At 37.6% G+C, this 19,796-nt stretch carries 20 protein-coding genes; 7 read left to right on the forward strand and 13 right to left on the reverse strand.

Annotation, left to right across the window (positions count from 1 at the left end; all coding sequences use genetic code 11):
• Positions 1-45: 45 nt before the first annotated feature.
• Positions 46-636 carry an HD domain-containing protein gene (locus LC418_RS15940; RefSeq protein WP_223559878.1) on the reverse strand — a complete coding sequence of 197 codons (591 nt, stop codon included), beginning with the start codon at positions 634-636 and terminating at the stop codon, positions 46-48.
• A 10-nt stretch (positions 637-646) separates the two neighbouring features.
• Positions 647-1,327 carry an XAC2610-related protein gene (locus LC418_RS15945; RefSeq protein WP_223559879.1) on the reverse strand — a complete coding sequence of 227 codons (681 nt, stop codon included), beginning with the start codon at positions 1,325-1,327 and terminating at the stop codon, positions 647-649.
• A 113-nt stretch (positions 1,328-1,440) separates the two neighbouring features.
• Between LC418_RS15945 and LC418_RS15950 the strand changes: the two genes are divergently transcribed.
• The 6 genes from LC418_RS15950 to LC418_RS15975 all read left to right on the forward strand — a co-directional run bounded on the left by LC418_RS15950 (position 1,441) and on the right by LC418_RS15975 (position 7,666).
• Entirely contained in the window at positions 1,441-2,775 is a 1,335-nt protein-coding gene (locus LC418_RS15950; RefSeq protein WP_223559880.1) for a cytochrome P450, read from the forward strand.
• Positions 2,776-2,990: 215 nt separating this feature from the next.
• Complete coding sequence (locus tag LC418_RS15955) at positions 2,991-3,320, forward strand: PadR family transcriptional regulator (RefSeq protein ID WP_111960748.1); 330 nt, start codon at positions 2,991-2,993, stop codon at positions 3,318-3,320.
• 11 nt (positions 3,321-3,331) lie between these two features.
• On the forward strand, positions 3,332-5,050 hold the full coding sequence (locus LC418_RS15960; RefSeq protein ID WP_111960746.1) for a PspC domain-containing protein: 1,719 nt from the start codon (positions 3,332-3,334) through the stop codon (positions 5,048-5,050).
• 310 nt (positions 5,051-5,360) lie between these two features.
• The gene (locus LC418_RS15965; protein WP_111960744.1) at positions 5,361-5,963 is read left to right on the forward strand and encodes a 1-acyl-sn-glycerol-3-phosphate acyltransferase; all 603 of its coding nucleotides are present in this window, start codon (positions 5,361-5,363) and stop codon (positions 5,961-5,963) included.
• 108 nt (positions 5,964-6,071) lie between these two features.
• A complete protein-coding gene (locus tag LC418_RS15970; protein ID WP_111960742.1) occupies positions 6,072-6,503 on the forward strand; it encodes a PaaI family thioesterase in 432 nt (143 codons plus the stop codon).
• 197 nt (positions 6,504-6,700) lie between these two features.
• Entirely contained in the window at positions 6,701-7,666 is a 966-nt protein-coding gene (locus tag LC418_RS15975; protein WP_223559881.1) for a chorismate-binding protein, read from the forward strand.
• A gap of 187 nt (positions 7,667-7,853) precedes the next feature.
• Here LC418_RS15975 and LC418_RS15980 read toward each other — a convergent pair whose 3' ends face one another.
• The 11 genes from LC418_RS15980 to LC418_RS16030 form a co-directional block, all read right to left on the reverse strand.
• Complete coding sequence (locus LC418_RS15980; RefSeq protein WP_111960738.1) at positions 7,854-8,048, reverse strand: hypothetical protein; 195 nt, start codon at positions 8,046-8,048, stop codon at positions 7,854-7,856.
• 5 nt (positions 8,049-8,053) lie between these two features.
• A complete protein-coding gene (locus tag LC418_RS15985) occupies positions 8,054-8,656 on the reverse strand; it encodes a MarC family protein (protein WP_111960736.1) in 603 nt (200 codons plus the stop codon).
• Positions 8,657-8,700: 44 nt separating this feature from the next.
• Positions 8,701-10,440, reverse strand: coding sequence for a BatD family protein (locus tag LC418_RS15990; protein ID WP_223559882.1), 1,740 nt, complete (start codon positions 10,438-10,440; stop codon positions 8,701-8,703).
• Positions 10,440-11,189 carry a tetratricopeptide repeat protein gene (locus LC418_RS15995; RefSeq protein ID WP_111960732.1) on the reverse strand — a complete coding sequence of 250 codons (750 nt, stop codon included), beginning with the start codon at positions 11,187-11,189 and terminating at the stop codon, positions 10,440-10,442. The genes LC418_RS15990 and LC418_RS15995 overlap by 1 nt, the downstream gene beginning before the upstream one ends.
• Before the next feature lie 101 nt (positions 11,190-11,290).
• The gene (locus LC418_RS16000) at positions 11,291-12,298 is read right to left on the reverse strand and encodes a vWA domain-containing protein (protein WP_111960730.1); all 1,008 of its coding nucleotides are present in this window, start codon (positions 12,296-12,298) and stop codon (positions 11,291-11,293) included.
• Positions 12,298-13,290, reverse strand: a complete 993-nt coding sequence (locus LC418_RS16005; RefSeq protein ID WP_111960728.1) for a VWA domain-containing protein — start codon at positions 13,288-13,290, stop codon at positions 12,298-12,300. Before LC418_RS16005 ends, LC418_RS16000 begins: the two co-directional genes overlap by 1 nt.
• Entirely contained in the window at positions 13,283-14,179 is an 897-nt protein-coding gene (locus LC418_RS16010; protein WP_420837289.1) for a BatD family protein, read from the reverse strand. Before LC418_RS16010 ends, LC418_RS16005 begins: the two co-directional genes overlap by 8 nt.
• Before the next feature lie 44 nt (positions 14,180-14,223).
• A complete protein-coding gene (locus LC418_RS16015) occupies positions 14,224-15,087 on the reverse strand; it encodes a DUF58 domain-containing protein (RefSeq protein WP_223559884.1) in 864 nt (287 codons plus the stop codon).
• An 81-nt stretch (positions 15,088-15,168) separates the two neighbouring features.
• Entirely contained in the window at positions 15,169-15,627 is a 459-nt protein-coding gene (locus LC418_RS16020; protein WP_111960722.1) for a GNAT family N-acetyltransferase, read from the reverse strand.
• Positions 15,627-16,631, reverse strand: a complete 1,005-nt coding sequence (locus LC418_RS16025) for an AAA family ATPase (protein WP_111960720.1) — start codon at positions 16,629-16,631, stop codon at positions 15,627-15,629. Before LC418_RS16025 ends, LC418_RS16020 begins: the two co-directional genes overlap by 1 nt.
• Before the next feature lie 236 nt (positions 16,632-16,867).
• Entirely contained in the window at positions 16,868-18,163 is a 1,296-nt protein-coding gene (locus LC418_RS16030) for a hypothetical protein (protein WP_223559885.1), read from the reverse strand.
• A 204-nt stretch (positions 18,164-18,367) separates the two neighbouring features.
• Here LC418_RS16030 and LC418_RS16035 point away from each other — a divergent pair, with 204 nt between their 5' ends.
• Positions 18,368-19,636, forward strand: a complete 1,269-nt coding sequence (locus tag LC418_RS16035) for a peptide-N-glycosidase F-related protein (protein ID WP_223559886.1) — start codon at positions 18,368-18,370, stop codon at positions 19,634-19,636.
• The last annotated feature ends 160 nt before the right edge of the window (positions 19,637-19,796 follow it).

Here is a 19,796-nt window from a genome sequence, read left to right on the forward strand (position 1 = left end):
TCTTAAAAAACAGCAGTTTTAATTTTAATTTTTTTTGCGATAAATCTACCGAACAACCTTGTCAGTATCCAAGCTTCTGATCAGTAATGTCTCAAAGGCCTCTCCCATCTCATCCGATGCCCTTCTAATAGCATTTTCCAGCATGTTTCTAATCTGCTTTTCAGTCACACCGGCTTCCGTCCAGCTTCTTCCTGAAGTGTGTGAATTTAAGATAAACGGCATGATACGGTCAATGGCGCAGGCAAAAATAGCGTCCGGCGTTTTTTCTTCCTCAAATTCAAGCCATAATTCAAAGAACTCGGCACGCAAAGGTTCATCAAGGATTCCAAAGATTTTCTGCGCTGAAATCTTTTCCCTTTCGAATTTTCCTACCATCGCCTGTTCATCAAAAAGGAAAGTATCTCCTGCTTCTATTTCCACTAAATCATGAATGGAAAGCATTCTTATGACCCTTAAAAGATCAATATCTGCACGGTTTTTAGCATACGGATAAAGGATCTGCGCCAAAATAATGATCTGCCATGAGTGTTCGGCCGTATTTTCCCTTCTGGAATCATCGGCATTGTAATTTCTTCTCTGTACGTTTTTCAGGGCATCAACTGCCAGGATAAAATCGATCTCCTTTTGTATTTTCATTTCTTTTTTATTATTTGGATGATTTTCTAACGATCCATTTATTATTAATCTTTTCTCTAACAGTCACTTTCGTTTTTTCATCACTGAAATCACTGATTTTTTCGTAAACCAGATCCAATCCTTTGTTGGGAATCACCTGATATTCGTAGGTGTAATGTAGAGATGCACCGGATCTGGCATAAGTGGTCAATCGTTTTCGTTTGGAATCTACGTCAAACATTCCCTGATAGGAGCTGGCAATTTCAGTAAGTTCTTTACTCAGAACAAATTTTTTCTTTGTGGAATTAAATACATACACATCAAAAGAAGCACTGCCATAGTTTCCGCCACTGCCGTTTCTTATGGCTACATCTTCCGTCCCGTCAAAATTGAAATCTCCAAAAACCACAGGATTATCATGGACCATTCCGTGGGTTAGTGTTGTTACACTGGTGCTTGACGGTTTCGCCTCTTTTTCAAAATACATGACAAAATCTCCGGAAGCAAGAGTCTGTAGCTTCTCTCCGCTTTTACTGAACAGTATGATAGCAGCGTTATTTCTACAGGCATCAGCCTGACATTCTTCAACTGTAACCTCTGCGTTATATTTCCTGGATGCATCTTCGATGGCAAAACGATATTGCCCGAAACAAAGAGGTCCAAGCAGTATCAATGCTGACAGCGACCTGTATAATGTGGTTGTATTGATCATGGGTGATTTTTATGCATTAGTTTTTCAACAAATTCTATGCAAAAATAGGGGTTTTGGCTGAAAGCTATTTTATATAAGAGATTAGTTGTATTTTTAATGGAAATATCTGTAATATGTCTCCAGAATTCAATTATCCAACGGAAATTAAAGGAACAAGAAAGCTGTATTCTTTATTTAAAGGAATAAAAAATCCGTTAGAGGTTATTACCGGAAACCACAAAATTGCAGGAGATAACTACTATATCAAAACCAATTTCACCAATAAGAACTTTATTTTTTCTCAGGATAAAGAATTCACAGAATATATTTTAAAGCAAAATCATAAAAACTATTACAAATCTGAGATTCAATCCATTACTTTAGGAAAGTACCTGGGAAACGGTTTGCTCACGAATAACGGAAAAGACTGGCTGAAACAGAGAAGGCTGATCCAACCTGGTTTCAGCAAAACGAAAATCACCAACCTGGTTTCAATTATGGAAGAGGAAATTGATAAAGCTTTTCATTCATTCCAGCCTGGGCAGGATATAGATCTTTATGATTTCTTTCATAAGCTCGCTTTTAATATTGTCGCAAAAACTCTTTTCAGCTCTGATATTGGTGAAACCCAGGTGAAAGAACTGGGTAAAATCATTACAGAAGTTCAGGAAGTTTTCGCCAAAGAGGTTCGCCTGCCTTTTTATTCTAAAATTTTAAAAGTTTTGGGCATTATAGACAAAACTATTGAAAAAAGCGAAAGGTCAAAAGCTATTATTCAAGGGGTTTTGGATAAACGGAAAAGTTCAGGAGAAGAGAAAGATGATTTGCTGAACATGCTTATCCAAACACGATATGAAGATACGCAACTTCCGATGTCTGATGAGCAATTGGTCGATGAAATGCTTATCCTTTTCATCGCCGGTCACGAAACAACCGCTAATGCGTTAAGCTTTATCTTTTTTGAAATCAGTCAAAGTCCTGAAGCTGAGGAAAAATTAAAAAAAGAGATTGCAGACGAGGGGGAAATGGTTTTTACGTCTGAAAGTTTAATGAAAAAGTCTTTTACTTTAAATATCATCAAAGAAGCTATGCGGCTGCATTCTCCAGCCTGGGCTATTGATCGTCAGGCTTTGGAAAATGATCATTTTAATGAATATTCCTGGCCGAAAGATACTTTAATCATACTATATATCACCGGTCTTCACAGAAATCCTAAATATTGGACAGACCCAAACTCTTTCATTCCGGAGCGTTTTGATGATGAAAATGCCAAAAATTTCGCTTACTACCCTTTTGGTTCCGGGCCCAGGCTTTGTATTGGTGAACACTTTGCCATTATGGAAATGGCTCTTATCATCCGTAAATTCTACAAAAAATTCAGTTTTATATCCTATCAGAAAGCATTGAAGAAAAAAGCTCTTGTTACTTTAAGGCCTACCAGCTTAAAAGGAAAAATTAGTAAAAGTTGATCTGGTTGTCTTTAAAATTCTCATATCTAAAAATCATCAATAAAAATAATTTGTTTGATTTTCAATTAGTTACATAATTTATTTATGTTTTTTCACTACTTTGTATTGCATATTACCATTTTAATTACATATCTTTGTAATGTAAAATCGGAATAGGTTCATCTAGCTAGGAACATTATTCTGAAACTATAACTAATTAACAAAACTTATTAAAGATGAATACTGAAAATACCAAAGCGCAAATGCGCAAAGGAATTCTGGAATTCTGTATTTTAAGTCTCATCAACCATCGTGAAATGTATGTTTCCGACCTTATCGATGAACTTAAAAAAGGAAAACTGGATGTAGTGGAAGGAACCCTCTATCCTCTCCTTACAAGACTGAAAAATGGCGAGTTCCTTTCCTACAGATGGGAAGAATCTACAGGAGGACCACCAAGAAAATACTACCAGATTACAGAAAAAGGCAAGCTTTTCTTGGACGAACTTCAAAATACCTGGGCAGAGCTGACAACATCAGTAAACCAAATTACTCAAAAAATTTAAAAAACAAAGCTATGAACAAGACACTCTCAATAGGACTCGCAGGTTTTTCTTTCACTATAGAAGAACACGCATATATAAAGCTCAGCGATTACCTGAATGCACTGAGAAGCTCACTGGATGCTTCAGAAGAGGAGGAGGTAATGCATGATATAGAAATAAGAATGGTAGAAATCTTCAGAGATTCTTTAGGAAAACGTGAAGTTGTAAATGATTCTGATGTAGAAAAAGTAATTGCTCAGATCGGAACTCCGGAAAAAATTGAAGAGCAGGAAGAGGCTTATTTTTCTGAGAAAAATACTAAAAAAACAACTCAGTCAGGAACGGAATATACAGACAAAAAACAGCTGTTCCGTGATCCTGAAAGACAAAAGATCGCTGGGGTATGTGCTGGACTTGCTCACTATGTAGGAATGGACATTACAGCAATGAGAGCCATCTGGCTGGGGATTTTTGTACTGGGGATCTTCACAGCAGCTATCTCCTCTTCGCTGATTGGACTTCTGTATGTAATTCTCTGGATCGTACTTCCAAAAGCAGAAACAGCAGCAGATTTCCTGAAAATGAAGGGAAAGCCTATGAACTTCGACAATCTTAAAAATGAGTCTAATAAATTGGTTCAGTTTGCCAATGAATCTACTCAGAGAGTCGGGGAAATGTACAACGAATCCAAACCTTATATTGACAATGCAGGCAGCGGTATCTGGAATATTCTGAAATACTTTGTAGGAGCAATCTTTGTATTGATGGCTATTGGAAGCATCATCGGTATATTTGTAATCTTTGGATTATTTGGTATGGATGCAGATTTCCCAGGAGCTAATGAGATGAGATTCTATATGGATGACAACGGTCTGGATAAAGTATTGGTCGCTATCATGATCATCGGATGTTTAATTCCTACTATCCTTTTCAGCTTGTTAAGCATCAAAATATTCTCACCGAAGACTAAACTTAGAAATATCGGATGGGTAATCGGAGGACTGTTTCTTTTACTGATAGGTCTTGGAACTTATTTTGGAGTAAGCATGGCTAAGAAAAACCTGATCTATAAAGGAAGTAAGGAAGATACCGAGAATATTGCCATCAATACTACATCGGATACGCTTTATGTAGATTTGAAACAGGTGAATATTCCTCAGAACTTCACAGCCTATGACGATGATATTTATTCTGATAAAAAAACAGTTTACAAAGAAGATTATGTATATGTAGAAGTAACAAGAAAGCCTGAGGTAAAAACACCTTACCTGATCATCAAAAAAGAAGGAAATGGCTATAATGTTCCGGTTCAGATTAATGTTCCTGTAGAAATAGTGGGTAACAAGGTAATGCTTCCTAACTACATTAAATATCCGTATGAACACAGATTCAGACATTACAGAGTAGATTATGAGCTAGTAGTTCCTCAAAATGCAGTAGTAATTCCATTGAAAAAAGATAAAATGGATTTTGACGGAGATCTGAACGGAGACGGCATCAATGATGACGACCAGGATCAGGACGAAAACGGTAATATCAGAATTGAAAAGAATAAGATTTCTGTAAATGGTTCTACCATAGAATATAACTCTAATGATAAAGACAGCATTATCATCAACGGGAAAAAAGTTCCGAATAACCAGGCAGACCAGGTAATTGATTCTATGAAGTCCAGCATCAAAAAGATGAACAAAAACGTGGACATCAAAATCAAAGACGGAAAAGACGAAATTTCCATACAAACTAAATAATTAACTTCAGAGAGTGCAGAAGGTGTGAATGGAAGGCAACCGTTTGAAATTCACACTCTTCTTCTCTCAGAAATCAGAAAAAATATTATTATTTAGTTCGCTATGTTAAAAAAATGTTATACATTCGTATAGTTAAAAATAATTAACCAAATCATTAAAAAACACCTTAACCATGGTACAAGTTGCACTAGAAATTGTTATGAAAATCGTAGATTTAATCAGCGGTTTGTTTTAAGAGCGATAATATTTCAATATATTTGTAAAGTATAACCAGTTTGGTTATACTTTTTTGTTTTTAATCTAAAGATATATGAAAAAACTGATAGGTAAACTGATGTTAAAGATGCTGGGCTGGAAAGTCGTTCTGCAGGGCGATGTGAATAGTCTGAACCGATGTATCCTTGTGGTAGCACCCCATACCCACAACATGGAATATCTGTTAGGAAATCTTGCCTATTGGTCTTTAGAAAAACCTTTAAAAATCATTATCAAAGATGCCCACACCAAAGCATGGTACGGAAGTCTTGTAAAAGGACTTGGCGGTATTGGTATCGACAGAAGCCAGAAAAATGACCTGGTGAATTTTGTTGCCAGACAGTTCGAAAAAGAAGATTTCAGCCTTGTTATTACTCCTGAAGGAACCAGAAGCTGGGTTCCGAAATGGAGAAAAGGTTTTTATCATATGGCATTGGCCGCAAAAGTACCGATTGTTCTGGCGGCAGGTGATTTCAAAAGAAATATCGTGTATTTAGGCTATACCATACCTTATGAAAGGATCGCTTCAGTTCCTTTTTCCGAGATCATGGAAGAAATTCAGGATTACTATGTAAAATATGATATTGTTCCTAAAATCCCTGCGAACTGGAACCCGAATATTATGGGAGCTGGCAACGAAGAAGAAGTTAGAAGTTAGAAGTTAGAAGTTAGAAGTTAGAAGTTAGAAGTTAGAAGTTAACGAAATTACTCTTTACTCTCTTAATCATTATTTATTATTTATCAATCATCATTCATCACTTATACAATGAAAGGTCAGACTAAAGAAGAGCTCCTTACGTTCTTAAACAACTGGGGAGAAAATATAACATTAGCAAAAACACTTGAAATACAGTTCATCGATATTGACGTTGAAAATGAAACTTTAACTGCCACAATGCCGGTACAGCCAAAGGTACACCAACCTTTCGGAATCCTGCACGGAGGGGCAAGCTGCGTACTTGCTGAAACCTTAGGTTCAAGCCTGTCCAATATGTTTATCGACGGCAGCAAATATTACGGGGTGGGAACCAATATCAATTCCAACCACCTAAAAAGTAAAAAAGATGGAGTCGTAACAGCTACAGCACGTTTCATCAGAAAGGGAAAAACCATGCATGTTTCTGAAATTGAGATCAGAGATGAAAAAGGTGTACTGATCAATCATACTACGATGACGAACAATATTCTTCTGAGATAATTCAAAATATCAACAAAAAATAAAAGACTCAAAAAATTTGGGTCTTTTTTAATGCGTTTATGACAAATATTTCATAAAAACAGCTCTTTTAATTTTGACAGTTTTAAGACTAATAATACCTTTGCTGAAAGGAAAATCAACTTGGGAATTTCCTACTGTATTTCCGGGTGGTGATTTTCAAAACCTATTCATAACCCATGATTTATTTCAAACTTCCTTTCAACGAAACATTATATTCAACTGATCAGAAACAAAACGGTGAATCTGTGAGTTTTCATTCCTTTGACCTGTTGAGGCAGATCAGTTTTGAAGGCAATATTACTCATGCTTCCGAACAGTTTGATCAGTCCGACATCACCAATGAAACCCTGTTGAAAGACGAAAGCTTTTTCAATGCAGAAACCAAAGAGGAGTATATTAGCAAACTTCATCAGGTCATTAGCGTTATTAAAGATCATCAGCTTCCAAAACTGGTGTATTCAAGAAGGAAGATTTTCAAAGACTTTAGCGGGATAGATTTCAAAGAAAGTTTTAAAAAACTATGCACATCCTACCCAAACGCATTCAGATATATCTTCAATAATGGGCAGCATGCCTGGATGGGGGCTTTTTCAGAGACTCTGGGGAAATTTAACAAAACAACCCATGAGTTTGAAACCATGAGCCTGGCGGGAACTCTTCCTATATCCGAAGAATGGACAGAAAAAGAAATTGAAGAGCAAAAACCTGTAACTTCCTATATTCAGGATACCCTTAAAAACTATTCCGGCAATATTGAGATATCAGAGACCTACGACCATATTTCGGGAAATATAAAACACCTAAGGACAGATTTTAAAGCTCATATTAAGCCTGAAGATCTGGACAGCCTCATCAATGAGCTCCATCCTACTCCGGCAGTCTGCGGAATTCCAAAGGATTTCTGTAAAAAAAGTATTCAGGAGCTTGAAAAATTTCCCCGCGAGCTGTATTCCGGCTTCATTAAAGTGGAAACAGAGGAGAGTATCATGTATTTTGTCAACCTGCGATGTGCAAGACTTTACAAAGATTCTGTACACGTATTTGTAGGCGGCGGCATCACGGCTCAGAGCAGTCCGGAAAAAGAATGGTGGGAAACAGAACTGAAATCGGAGGCCATTTTAAAGAACCTGGTGGTTTCTTAAAATACAGATAATAGTGGACTTCTGGAACATCAGTCACCAGTAACAGACCCAAATTTTCTATAATGGATTTAAAATAAAGAAGAGTATTGTAGGTAGCTGAAGACCTCGAAGTACCTCTCTCGAAACAAAACAAAAAACCTCCTTCCAACGAAAGAGGTTTTATTATATAGAATAATGTAATTCCGAATTATTTCTTAGCTCCAATCCTACTCCATGTATCCAGTACAAAAAGCAAAATCAGACCTAGAACTGCTGAAGCAATTGAAAATACAAACTTCAGGTTATCTTCTGATAAAAGATCCGTCTGCCAGTCCAATGCATAAAGATTGATGGCAATAAAAACGATAAACACAACTAGAAATACTTTATAAAACTTCTGCATGATTCTTAAAAATTAATATAGTTCAGCACCAATTGGGCAAAGTTTGCGGTAAATAATTTTATTGAAATAGCTAAAAGGATGATCCCGAAAACCTTCTGAAGAATAGACAGGGTAGCTTCCCCCATTTTGTTTTCCAGCCATTTCGCTGATTTCAGCACCAAATATACGAAAATTGTATTGAGAATGATTCCCAAAATAATATTAATATCATGAAATTCAGCTCTGAGAGATAAGGTAGTTGTTAGTGTTCCTGCTCCTGCAACCAACGGAAACGCAATGGGAACAATGGATGCAGCCTTTGCTTCGGTGGTCTTGTTGATCTCAATACCTAAAATCATTTCAAGGGCTATGATAAAAATCACAAAAGCTCCTGCAATGGCAAAGGAATTCACATCTACCCCAATCAGCTTAAGAATTTTGTTTCCTACAAAAAGAAAAACAATCATAATTGCACCGGCAGTAATGGATGCTTTTCCAGCTTCTATCTGACCAAACTTCTGCTGAAGGCTTACGACAATAGGAACAGAGCCAATAATATCGATTACGGCAAAAAGAACCATAAAGCAGGTAACGATCTCTTTAATAGAGAAATCATTAAATATTTCCATCTCTTTGTAATTAATAATTTCGCAAAAATATGAAAAAAGATTGATTATTTGCTAATTCGTGAATACAAATTAACAACTGCTTTTAGAAGCTCTTCCATACCTTCTGGTGATTTCAGAGGGGAGTATTTCTCCATTTGAATTCTTTGCAGCAAATTTCTGTATTCTTCAGCAACAGAAAGTCCTTTATGCCTTTCCAGGAATACCCTGAAATCCTGTGAAGAACTCTGAAAATACTGCTTTCTGACCTCCATATCCATTTCCTCCATAGTGTCAAAAAACTTTTCATAATCTCCGGTATCCTTAAGATTCTCAAGATAACTGAAATAATCGTTAATATCCGTTTTCAGCGTTTCTCTGATCTGTTTTTCTGTTTCAGCCACAGAACCAAGAGGTTTCGGAGATGCTGTTTCTTTAACTAACGTTCGTTTTTTTTGCCATGTCTTAAATAACAGGTACATAATAAATAACCCGATAAGAATAGAAATATTGGTTAAAAGGATGTTCCAGTGGAATTTAGTCTTTTCCTTTACTTTAAATGTTGTTGTCTTCAGAACAGGAGTATCTACCGTTTCCAAAAGCGTGTTGGTATATTCGTTTACCTTTTCAACTGTGGTACGTGATTCCAGGATCTGGTCATGGGAAAATGCGTTCAGGGCAAGCGTTTTGTTTCCAAGGTCCACATATTCATGACTGGCCGGATTAAAAAATGCGAACTGCTCGGTCTGTACCGAAATGGCACCTGCTTTTTTAGGAATAATAACATAATTAGCCAGGATCTCTCCTTTCATTCCTGTAGTTCCGGGAGCCACTTTGGATGTGATTTTAGGCGTAAAGACTTCATAATCCGGGGATGCTATGATTTTAGGAAGATGCATATCCGGAAGATTTCCTTCTCCTGAAACCTTAACAATAACGTTGATTGGTTTGTCGACCTCTATTTTTTCCTTTGATGCATTATATACATTCACGTTGAAGTTACCCACTGCATTTTTAAAATATTCAGGTGATCCCTCCGGAAGCTTTTTTACATTAAGTTTTACTTTATTGGAAACAATTTTATTTTTATTCGAATAAGAGCTTACCGATGCCGACACCGCCGGCACATCTACATACCCTGATTCATTAGGAAAAACCATAAATACTGCCACAACCTGGGAAGCCATATTTCCGGTACCTGAAGGATCTATCTCAGACTTGTTGAAGCTTATAGGATGTACATTAAGGTTATTCTGACGTGGAAGGCGAACATCTTTCACCTTTCTCAAATTGTCTACGTTTTTAGAGTAAACCTTCAATACGGCTACTGTGGGCTGGTCTTGGTAAACTTCACGGTCTTCGATCTCCATATTCAGATAGACTTCGCTGGAGGTATTACCGGCAAGAGACCTTCTTTCAATAATATCTTTTATATTGATATCAAAAGGTTCTGTTTTATAGATCTTATTATTAACTGTTACGAGTACGGAACCAATCTTGATTTTACCTTTCTTTTTAGGTTCAAGAGCAATTCTGGATATTTTTTGAGTAACAAGCGTATTGGTGGCAGGATCAATTAATGTATTGGTCATTGATCCGCTTCCTATAATATTGAATTTCGAAAGGTCAGGCAGCTGAAAACGAGTTTGAGGCTCAAGATCCACCCCATTAAGCTCAAGAACGATCGTAAGATTTACAATATCCTTTCCATTATATTCTAATTTATCAGGTTCCATGAACAGGTTCACCTGTCCGTAAGAAATTACGGATGCTAAAAGGAATAATATGTAAATCAGTTTCTGTTGCATCACCAATCTTTTTCGTTGCTCTGAGGCATCGAATAAGAATTCTTGTTTAAGATTCTTCTGGCGGTTTCTTTTTCTTTTTCGTTGACTTTATCTAATATAGCATTTTCAAGATTCTTAGGCATTTTTCCTTCATTATCCTGGTTCTGCTTAGGGGTATTTCCCTGCTCGCTTTCCCCTTCGTTCTGCTGGCCATTACCCTGATCCTGCTTTTGATCTTTTTGGTCACCTTTCTGATCATCATTTTTATTCTGATCATTTCCTCCTCCGCCTTTTCCCGAATTGTTCTGTTCGTTTTTCTGCTTCTGCTGTTTTTCTTTTTCTTTCAGCTTGGCAATTTCATAATTCTTTCTGGTTGCTTCATTATAAGGATTCTGTTTCAGAGCCTGCTTATAATAGTCTGCCGCTTTTTCCGGTTGGTTCATCTGCATGTAGGTATTGCCCAGATTATGAAGAGCGGCCGTTTTATCCGGCAGCGTCTGCGAAAGCTTCTGTGCTTTGTCAAATTCTGCTTTAGCCTCCTCATACTTTTTGCTTTTATACAATGCATTGCCCAGATTGTAATGAGCTGTAAAGTCTTTTTCATTTTCTTTTACAGCCTCCATATACTTGGAAGAAGCACCATCATAGTCCTTACCGTTGAATTTCTGATTACCTTCATAAACTAAAGTTCTATAGTTTTCCTGCCCAAACAGTATGTTTGAGAATGAAAAAGCAATAAGAAACGATAAAAAAATGATTTTAGTATTCATTACTTGCAAAATTATTCCTTTATATGTTAATAAACAGACTTCTATTTGTTAAAGTTCGGTTAAAGTACTTATTTAAAATCTTGATAAACAAAGTGTAAAAATTAAATATTGAAATCTTTTTTCGGATTCAAGATATAAATTAAAAAGAAAAAGAAAATAGAAACTATTAAAAAGTATTGATAATAGTGATTGGCATTCTGGGATTTTACCAAAGTCTGCGCAGATGAGGATTTTTTACTCACGGCATCAATGATCTTATCGGGAGCTTCATTGATGTTATTTCCGTCCACATAATCTCCTCCTGTAGATTCTGCCATCTTTTTAAGGGCCTGTGTCTGTCTCTTGGAGATCACTGTTCCGCCATCCATATCGGTCTTATAGCCCATCAGCTGTCCGAAGACATATTCCGGAACCGGCGCCCCTTCATCCGTCCCTATTCCTACCGATGTTATGGAGATCCCTTCTTTATTGGCCAGTCTTATCGCAGCATTATCATTGCCTTCATTATCTTCTCCGTCACTTAACAGAATGACTTTTCTTGAACCTTTGCTTACATTTTTAAATTTTTCTGCTGCAGCCTGCATTCCTTTCAGGAAATCAGTTCCCTGGATCTTCATAGAATTTGTTTCTACTGCACTTATGTAGGTTTCTGCGGTTCCATAATCAGTGGTAAGTGGCATAATAGAGACTGCTTCACCCGCAAAGATCACAATACCTATCTTATCATTCTTCATCTTCTGCATGGTACTCAGCATCAGGTTTTTCGCCTCTGTAAGACGGCTGGGATCAATATCTTCCGCATTCATAGAATTGGAGACATCCAGCATAAATATCACATTATTAAGCCGTTGATTGGTTTTTACTTCTTCGGAACCGTTCAGCAAATCTATGATCGAAAATATTAGAAAAAGCGTTCCCAAAAGATATAAAGCCGGAAAGAATTTTGTAAACCCGGATTTTTTTTCGAACAGGCTGTCATGAAAGCGGCTGTCTGCAAAGGTCTCTCTCTTTTTCTTCTTCCATCTTAAAAAACGGATCAGAAAGAAAGACAGCAGCGGCAGCAGCAACAGCAAAAGTAAATACCAGTAATTTCCTAACGACCAATTCATCAGCTTAAAAATTTATATAATACCCATCGCAGCAGTGCATCAAAAAACAGCATTCCCAATGCGATCCAAAGGAAAATTTTAAAATATTCATCATAGTTATACAGCTTGGCAACCTTGATATCAGTCTTTTCCAATTGGTTGATCTCATCGTATACTTCTTCCAGGCTGCTGTTGGAAGTGGCTCTGAAATATCTTCCTCCCGTCGTCTGTGCTACTTCTCTCAAGGTGTTTTCATCAATCGTAACTTCTGTTTCTGTAAAGATCAGGTCTCCGAAAATATCCTGTGAGGTAGGCATCAGCGCAAAACCGTTGGTTCCTATCCCAATGGCATATACTTTTATATTATTATTTTTGGCAAGTTCTGCAGCAAGCTGTGGAGGAATTGCATTCTGAATATTGCTTACTCCGTCTGTCATAAGAATAACCACCTTACTTTTAGCTTTGCTTTTGATAAGATGATTTACCGCTACAGAAAGTCCTTCTCCGATAGCTGTTCCCGGTTCAAGACCTGCAGAATTAAGATTTTTAATTTCATCAATAACCACCTGATGATCAGAAGTTACCGGTACTTTGGTAAAAGCTTCTGCAGCATAAGCTACTACTCCTATCCTGTCATTCGGGCGCTTCTGGACAAATTTTACGGCAATATCTTTTAACGCAGTAATACGGTCCGGTGTAAGGTCTTTGGCTAGCATACTCAGAGAAACGTCTATGGAAAGCATAATATCTACACCTTTGGTATCGTCTCTGTCCTGAGAAACTGTAAAAGTTCTCGGTCTGGCCATCGCAATAATCAATGCAGAAAGGATAATATATTTCGAAAACTTAAGCAGAACAAGCACAGCACGGATTCCCCCGCTGCCTTCCATATTTTGGACAGTAGGGACTTTTATCCCTTTCTTTTTCTTCCCTCCCGTATCTTTAATAAAAAGGGGAATAAACAGCAGAAAAAGCAGCAGGAACCACGGACTGTAAAATTCAAAATCAGGCATCCTTTCTTAAGTTTTCAAATTCTAAATCTTTCGATGATCTCTTCACAAAATCGCGGATATCTGCAAAATCTTTTTCCATAGTAGTCTGATCAGGGAAAGTCTTGGCAAATTTCACCAGATCTCCTCTTAAAAATACATCTTCCACTATTCTTTCGTTTTCCTGTGAAATGGTATTGTTTTTCTTCATGACGTCAATAAGATCATCTGTAAGAAGAACATCCGCCGGAAGATGATATTGTTTGGCAATAAATTTTCTGGATATGTCTATCAGTTCAACATAGAATGACCGGAAATCACCTCCTTCAATATACTTTTTCTTTTTTAGGGAGTCCAGTTCTTTTAAAGTCTGGTTAGTGGCAACAGCCGGTGAACTTTTAGATTTTCTGCCCCATTTAATAAACATGATAATGGCAATAATCAGAGCAATCACGGCTAAAGCAGCGAGAATATAAAATTTATAGAGCTCCCAGTAATCTTTTGCTTCAAGCTTTACTTCCTTATTGTTCATGATATCATTGATCTGGTCTGCCTTTTGGGCTGTATTCACCACATCAATCTCATAAGGAATGGTTTTTAGAACTTTACCTCCTACGTTAAATTCCAGCTCAGGAATAGTAAATTTTCCTTCTTCATACACTGAAAATTCAATTTTTCTTTCGTAGGAATTCTGGTTTTGTCCGATACTGTCTTTAATTTCTTCAAAATGGAAAGGCAAGAGTTCATTTTTAGGAGCGGAAATTACCTGCAGCTCATGAACATTGTCTATTTTAATAACCAGACGGTTAACCTCACCTAAGGCAAGGGTTTTCTTTTCCAAATTGGAAGATAATATCTGCGAAAAAGCATTTCCACAGATTAAAAAAGAAAGTATGAATAATATTTTTTTCAATTTCAAATAATAATAGTTGAGGCCGGAGCCTTTGTTATTGATATTTACTTCTTCTGGAAATAATTATACAGCATTTTAGAATAATCGGCACCCGTGTTCATATTCATAAAACTGGCTGAGCTGTTGGCAAAATCTTCTTCCAGCGCCCGGACTTTCTGCTTCTGGGCTTCTGCAAACGTATACCTCCATCTTGCACTGGAAGTATTGGCCCAGACTTCTTTTCCTGTTTCAGCATCATACAGAAGAGCATAGCCTACATCAGGAATTTCATTATCTTTTTCGTCATAGATCCTCATGCCCAGCAACTGATGCTTTTTTGAAGCCACTCTAAGCATTTTGGAATCATAAGTATCTTCGAAATCTGAAAACAGAAAAACCAGAGACTTTCTTTTGAATATCCCCATCATATATTCCATTGCCTTATCGATCTTTGATACAGCCGGAACATAATCTGCTGTCAGAATATTGCTGATGATGGAAAGAATATGTTTTCTGCCTTTTTGGGGCGGAATTACTTTATATACTTTATCTGCAAACAGGATCAGCCCTACTTTGTCATTATTTCCTGCCGCTGAAAACCCGAGGCTGGCAGCAATTTCTGCTACATATTCCCTTTTCAGCTGGTTTTTGGTTCCGTAATCCATAGAGGCGGAAATATCTACCAAAATCATCATGGTCAGCTCTCTTTCCTCTTCCATTACCTTTACGAACGGTTCCCGGAAACGGGCTGTTTTATTCCAGTCGATTCTTCTGATCTCGTCTCCGAACTGATACGGACGGACTTCCGAGAAAGTCATCCCCTGTCCTTTAAAAGCACTGTGATACTGTCCCATAAGCGAAGCTTCCGTCTTCTTTCGGGTACGGATCTCTATCTGCTTTACTTTTTTTACAATATCTTTTATTTCCATACATTCGTTGCTGATTTAGGATTGCAGGGGCTTGTGCGACACACTTCCATCTTCCATCTCCCATCTTCCTTACTTCTAACTTTAATCCTTCAGTTCAATCGAAACATTCAGCCATTCATTATCAAATTTTGGGCTGTATTTCTTATAAAAATTAATAGCGGGTTCATTCCAGTTCAATACCTGGAAAACCATTCCGCTGTATTGGTTTGCTTTTCCATATTCCAAAGTGGCATCAAACAAAAGTTTTCCGATCTGTTTTCCTCTCATTTTTTCGGTCACTACCAGATCTTCAAGATACAGCCTTCTTCCTTTCCAGGTTGAAAACCGGTCATAATATAGGGAAATTCCTACAATTTCATTGTTCAGCTCAGCAACGAAAGCTCCCCAAACCGGAGATTTTCCGAAGCCGTCCTCTGTAAATTCATCCAGTGTTATAGTCACCTCATGAAGTGCCTTTTCATATTCTGCAAGTTCCTGGATCAGCTCCAGCATGGGAGCGCAATCTTCCCGGACAGCTTTCCTGATAATCACTTCACTCATTATGGTGCCTGTATTTTTGCCAAAATCCTGTTGACAATCTCTTCTGATGAAATTTCTTCTGCTTCTGCTTCAAAGGTAAGACCAATTCTATGTCTTAGTACATCCTGAGCCAACGCTTTTACATCTTCAGGAATAACAAAAGCTCTTCCCTTTAGGAATGCGTAGGTTCTGGATGCAATGGCAAGGTTGATGGATGCTCTTGGAGAAGCTCCGAACCCGATATAGTTTTTAAGCTCAGAAAGTCCGTAATTTTCCGGATAACGTGTTGCAAAAACCATATCCAGAATATATTTTTCGATCTTTTCATCCAGATAGATCTGGTTGATCAGTTCTTTGGCATCTACGATATCCTGCAGTGATATTACAGGTTTAATAACAGGCTGATGAGAGGTAGAAACCATTCTCATAACTGTTCTTTCGTCTTCAAAATTCGGGTAATCTATTTTACACTTCAGCATAAAACGGTCGCTCTGTGCTTCAGGTAAAAGATAAGTTCCTTCCTGATCGATCGGGTTTTGGGTGGCCAGCACAAGAAACGGTTTCGGAAGTTTCATGGTTTCATCACCAATCGTCACCTGTTTTTCCTGCATTACTTCCAGCAATGCCGACTGTACTTTTGCCGGCGCACGGTTGATCTCATCCGCCAGTACAAAGTTGGCAAAAACAGGACCTTTTTTTATTGAAAAATCGTTGTCTTTGATATTGAAGATCATCGTTCCCACCACATCTGCCGGAAGCAGATCGGGCGTAAACTGTATCCTGGAAAATTCACCGTGAACAGCTTCTGCCAGGGTTTTAATCGCTAAAGTTTTTGCCAGTCCCGGCACTCCTTCCAAAAGGACATGCCCGTTACCTAGAAGACCTACCAAAAGGCGGTCTATCATATATTCCTGGCCAATAATCACTTTATTGATTTCCTGTCTGAGAAGGGAAAATAAGTAATTCTTTTCTTTTACTTTTTCCGTCAACTGGCGGATATCTTCAGCTTGATATGTATCTGACATAGCTTTAATTAAAAATAGGTGGTAAATTTCTGATAAATACTGGCATTAATCAACATAATGAATGCCATATTAGAGTTAAAGTTTGTTAAATATTCCTTTATTAATAATGTATCCAAATAACAGGCAGGAATTTGTGGTGCTGTTTCTTTTTAAAACAGTTTGCTTCTCTGAAAACATATTGCTTTTCAATGACAACTCATGTTATCATTGAAAGCATTGTAATAAGTGTTTGCAGACTAAAGTTTAGTAATGCTAATGGTAAAAACATTTTCCGGCATATCAACCGTTTCTTCATAGGCTCCGACATTGATAAAATATTCGGTTCCTGCGGTTGTTGTAAATGTATAGGTTTCTGCAGCTCCGCCTCCGCCGTTGTCTACTGCATTTACACAGGCCAGATTTCCACATGCACCGCTGTAGATATCCATCTGAGGATCATAAGCACTGCCTGCAGGCATGGTTATTTTAACAGTAAACTGACCACCATCCCCGGTAAATCTGAACCAGGTCCCGTCGTTCATTGCATCGGGACACGTGGTTATAAATCCGCCATTGTTAGTGGCAGATACAGCATCACTCTGAGTATAGGTGTAAGGAAAAGCAGCTGCTGCCAAAGCTCCGGAACACGCATCATTAACAGGTACGGGAGGAACTGTAGTAAAAATAACATCCGCACAGCCGGAAGATGTAAGATTCCCAGTAACGGAAGTGACCTTCAGATAATAAGTAGTATTCGGATTAAGAGGAGCTGAAGGAGAAAAATCTGTAGCAGTTACTACCTGCTGATTAATAACATCTGTACCTCCTGCACTTGTTCCTAATGAAATTTTATATGAATCGGCTCCGGAAACAGGAAGCCATTTAAAATTTGGAGTTAAAGAAACAAATTGAGCATTATTGATCGGATAATTAACAAAAGGACATGCCGGTGTAGAGCCAGGTGTTAATCCTGAAATTGTCACTGCAGCTTTATAATCCGCTCTTATTCCTCCGGGTGGAGTCGCAGGGTCAACGATCATACGGTCTCCTTTATAATAAAGAGTTGAATTCTGGATATGCGGATAAACACGAAAGGCTTCATCAAAATTATTAATATCAATACTTTGAGAATTTTCCTTTGCAGCGATCACTAAATTATCACTGTTATTATAGGCAAATGGTGTTGTAAAAGTAACTTCAACCTTATTATTAGTTTTGGTTACGGTACCTGCAAATACCTGAGTCAGCTGTGAAGCTGGAATCCAGTCTGTTCCGGATATAAAGGATGTTTTAGTGGTATGCCCGACATAAACCGTCCAATCCGAAGAATCATTAATGCTGGCCGAAGGGTCTACATAAAAGGTAAGGCCCGTAATATTTCCCGCTGCAGCTGCATTTAATTCCTGTTTGGGATAGATCTGCTGAACATATGAATATGAAAAAAAACTACTTATAGGGGCCGTTCCGACATTTGAGCTTCCAATGTTTAAATTGATTTGGGCATTAAGCATTAAAGCTATCGATAACAAAGATAAAAGTAAAATTTTTTTCATTATTGATTAATTAATATTGAACATTGCGCTAATTTAATTATAAAATTTCAATTTTTCAACAAAACATGAATTATAAATACAATATAATAATATTTTAAACGAATATTTAATATATTTGTGGTAAACACCAACAATATGTATCAAAAGCTATTTTTTACAAGTATTCTTTTTGCAGGGCTTTTTCAATCGCAAACAACAAGCAGAATGAATTTGATTTCAGATGCAGTGTATTATGACGGTTACGCAGCCACAGTATCCGATCCGGTACCTGCCGGCCTCATCAGATTATCAAATACCAGATACGCCAGAAAACTTACAGATGCTGAACTGAACTCCTTTAAGGCAAAAATTGCCATGAGAGTGACTATAGGTGCTTTGTGTGATAACTATGACCGTCTGGGAAGCGTATATTTAGCCATGATACCTAAAAACCAGCCTACCTACACCATTAACGATGCGAATGTGAAAAGAATTGAGGTTGGCAGGTACATTACCCCATTTATGAGCAAAAACCGAAGCCCTACTGAGGTTCCTTATACATATGACTTAAGTAATTTATACAGTATATTTCATGATACCACATTACGTGCTTCTTATGATATGTATATGGAACTGGACGTTTTTGGTGTTCCTTATGCAGCCCAAACACAGGTTGCAGGATGTGCCGGCAGGATCGATGTCTTTTCAGGAACGCTTACCTTCTTTTCGACAGATGCAGGAGCCACACCCACAGATTACAATGCTCTTGTCCCTGTATTAACTTATAGCAGATTAAATAATTATAACAGCACCGATGTTCCTGGTGAAACCGTTAGAATCGTCAGTTTCAATCTTCCTAATGCAGTCACCAATGCCCGCTTCTATGTGATATCCACTCCTCACGGTGCCAACAGTGGTGGTGAAGAATATGTTAGAAGGCAGAATTACACCTATATAGATGATGTACAAATGCTTACCTATACTCCCGGAGGAATTTCCTGCGAACCGTTCAGGGTGTACAATACACAAGGCAATGGAATTTATGGAGCAGTCCCAAAATCACTTACAGAATGGACTTCATGGAATAACTGGTGTCCGGGTAACTCAGTTCCTGTCAGAGGCTTTACAATGCCCACTATAACCGCTGGAAATCACACCCTTAAACATACAATCCCAACTGCTGTTTTTAATCAACAGCAGGGAGATGTCTATTTATCCGTCTACATGCAGGGGAAAAGCAATGCCGCTTTGGACGTGAAGGACATTAAGACCGTAGATGTCAGCATATATCCCAATCCTACGGCTGATTTCGTCAATATAAGATCCAAAACAGATGTAGCTTCGATAAGCCTTTTCAGTATTGACGGGAAAAAATTAGCTGAAACTCGCGGGGAAAACAGAATAGACATTTCAACGTATACCGCAGGAGTCTATTTTCTGAATATTGTTATGAAGGATGGAATAACATTCAAACATAAAATCATCAAAAAATAAAAAAATTCTAATTCAGTGTGACATTTCCGGAATTACTATCATATTAAAACCATACTCAGATCGTTCGAATTTGAAAAAAGTAAAGAGCTCTTTTGAATACTTTTCAGAGGAGTTTTTTTACGATCGATAAAAAGAACACAGCAATTAACATCTTTTTTCA

The organism is Chryseobacterium lathyri, assembly GCF_019970085.1.
Classification (GTDB): Bacteria; Bacteroidota; Bacteroidia; order Flavobacteriales; family Weeksellaceae; genus Chryseobacterium; species Chryseobacterium lathyri.

Bases quoted from the DNA above. Each gene is read 5' to 3' on its own strand.
- LC418_RS15940 (WP_223559878.1), bottom strand. From the start codon at position 636: ATGAAAATACAAAAGGAGATCGATTTTATCCTGGCAGTTGATGCCCTG.
- LC418_RS16015 (WP_223559884.1), bottom strand. From the start codon at position 15,087: ATGGAAATAAAAGATATTGTAAAAAAAGTAAAGCAGATAGAGATCCGT.
- LC418_RS16005 (WP_111960728.1), bottom strand. From the start codon at position 13,290: ATGCCTGATTTTGAATTTTACAGTCCGTGGTTCCTGCTGCTTTTTCTG.
- LC418_RS15980 (WP_111960738.1), bottom strand. From the start codon at position 8,048: ATGCAGAAGTTTTATAAAGTATTTCTAGTTGTGTTTATCGTTTTTATT.
- LC418_RS15975 (WP_223559881.1), top strand. From the start codon at position 6,701: ATGATTTATTTCAAACTTCCTTTCAACGAAACATTATATTCAACTGAT.
- LC418_RS15960 (WP_111960746.1), top strand. From the start codon at position 3,332: ATGAACAAGACACTCTCAATAGGACTCGCAGGTTTTTCTTTCACTATA.
- LC418_RS15970 (WP_111960742.1), top strand. From the start codon at position 6,072: ATGAAAGGTCAGACTAAAGAAGAGCTCCTTACGTTCTTAAACAACTGG.
- LC418_RS16020 (WP_111960722.1), bottom strand. From the start codon at position 15,627: ATGAGTGAAGTGATTATCAGGAAAGCTGTCCGGGAAGATTGCGCTCCC.
- LC418_RS16030 (WP_223559885.1), bottom strand. From the start codon at position 18,163: ATGAAAAAAATTTTACTTTTATCTTTGTTATCGATAGCTTTAATGCTT.
- LC418_RS15965 (WP_111960744.1), top strand. From the start codon at position 5,361: ATGAAAAAACTGATAGGTAAACTGATGTTAAAGATGCTGGGCTGGAAA.
- LC418_RS15955 (WP_111960748.1), top strand. From the start codon at position 2,991: ATGAATACTGAAAATACCAAAGCGCAAATGCGCAAAGGAATTCTGGAA.
- LC418_RS16035 (WP_223559886.1), top strand. From the start codon at position 18,368: ATGAATTTGATTTCAGATGCAGTGTATTATGACGGTTACGCAGCCACA.
- LC418_RS16000 (WP_111960730.1), bottom strand. From the start codon at position 12,298: ATGAATTGGTCGTTAGGAAATTACTGGTATTTACTTTTGCTGTTGCTG.
- LC418_RS15950 (WP_223559880.1), top strand. From the start codon at position 1,441: ATGTCTCCAGAATTCAATTATCCAACGGAAATTAAAGGAACAAGAAAG.
- LC418_RS15990 (WP_223559882.1), bottom strand. From the start codon at position 10,440: ATGCAACAGAAACTGATTTACATATTATTCCTTTTAGCATCCGTAATT.
- LC418_RS15945 (WP_223559879.1), bottom strand. From the start codon at position 1,327: ATGATCAATACAACCACATTATACAGGTCGCTGTCAGCATTGATACTG.
- LC418_RS16025 (WP_111960720.1), bottom strand. From the start codon at position 16,631: ATGTCAGATACATATCAAGCTGAAGATATCCGCCAGTTGACGGAAAAA.
- LC418_RS15985 (WP_111960736.1), bottom strand. From the start codon at position 8,656: ATGGAAATATTTAATGATTTCTCTATTAAAGAGATCGTTACCTGCTTT.
- LC418_RS15995 (WP_111960732.1), bottom strand. From the start codon at position 11,189: ATGAATACTAAAATCATTTTTTTATCGTTTCTTATTGCTTTTTCATTC.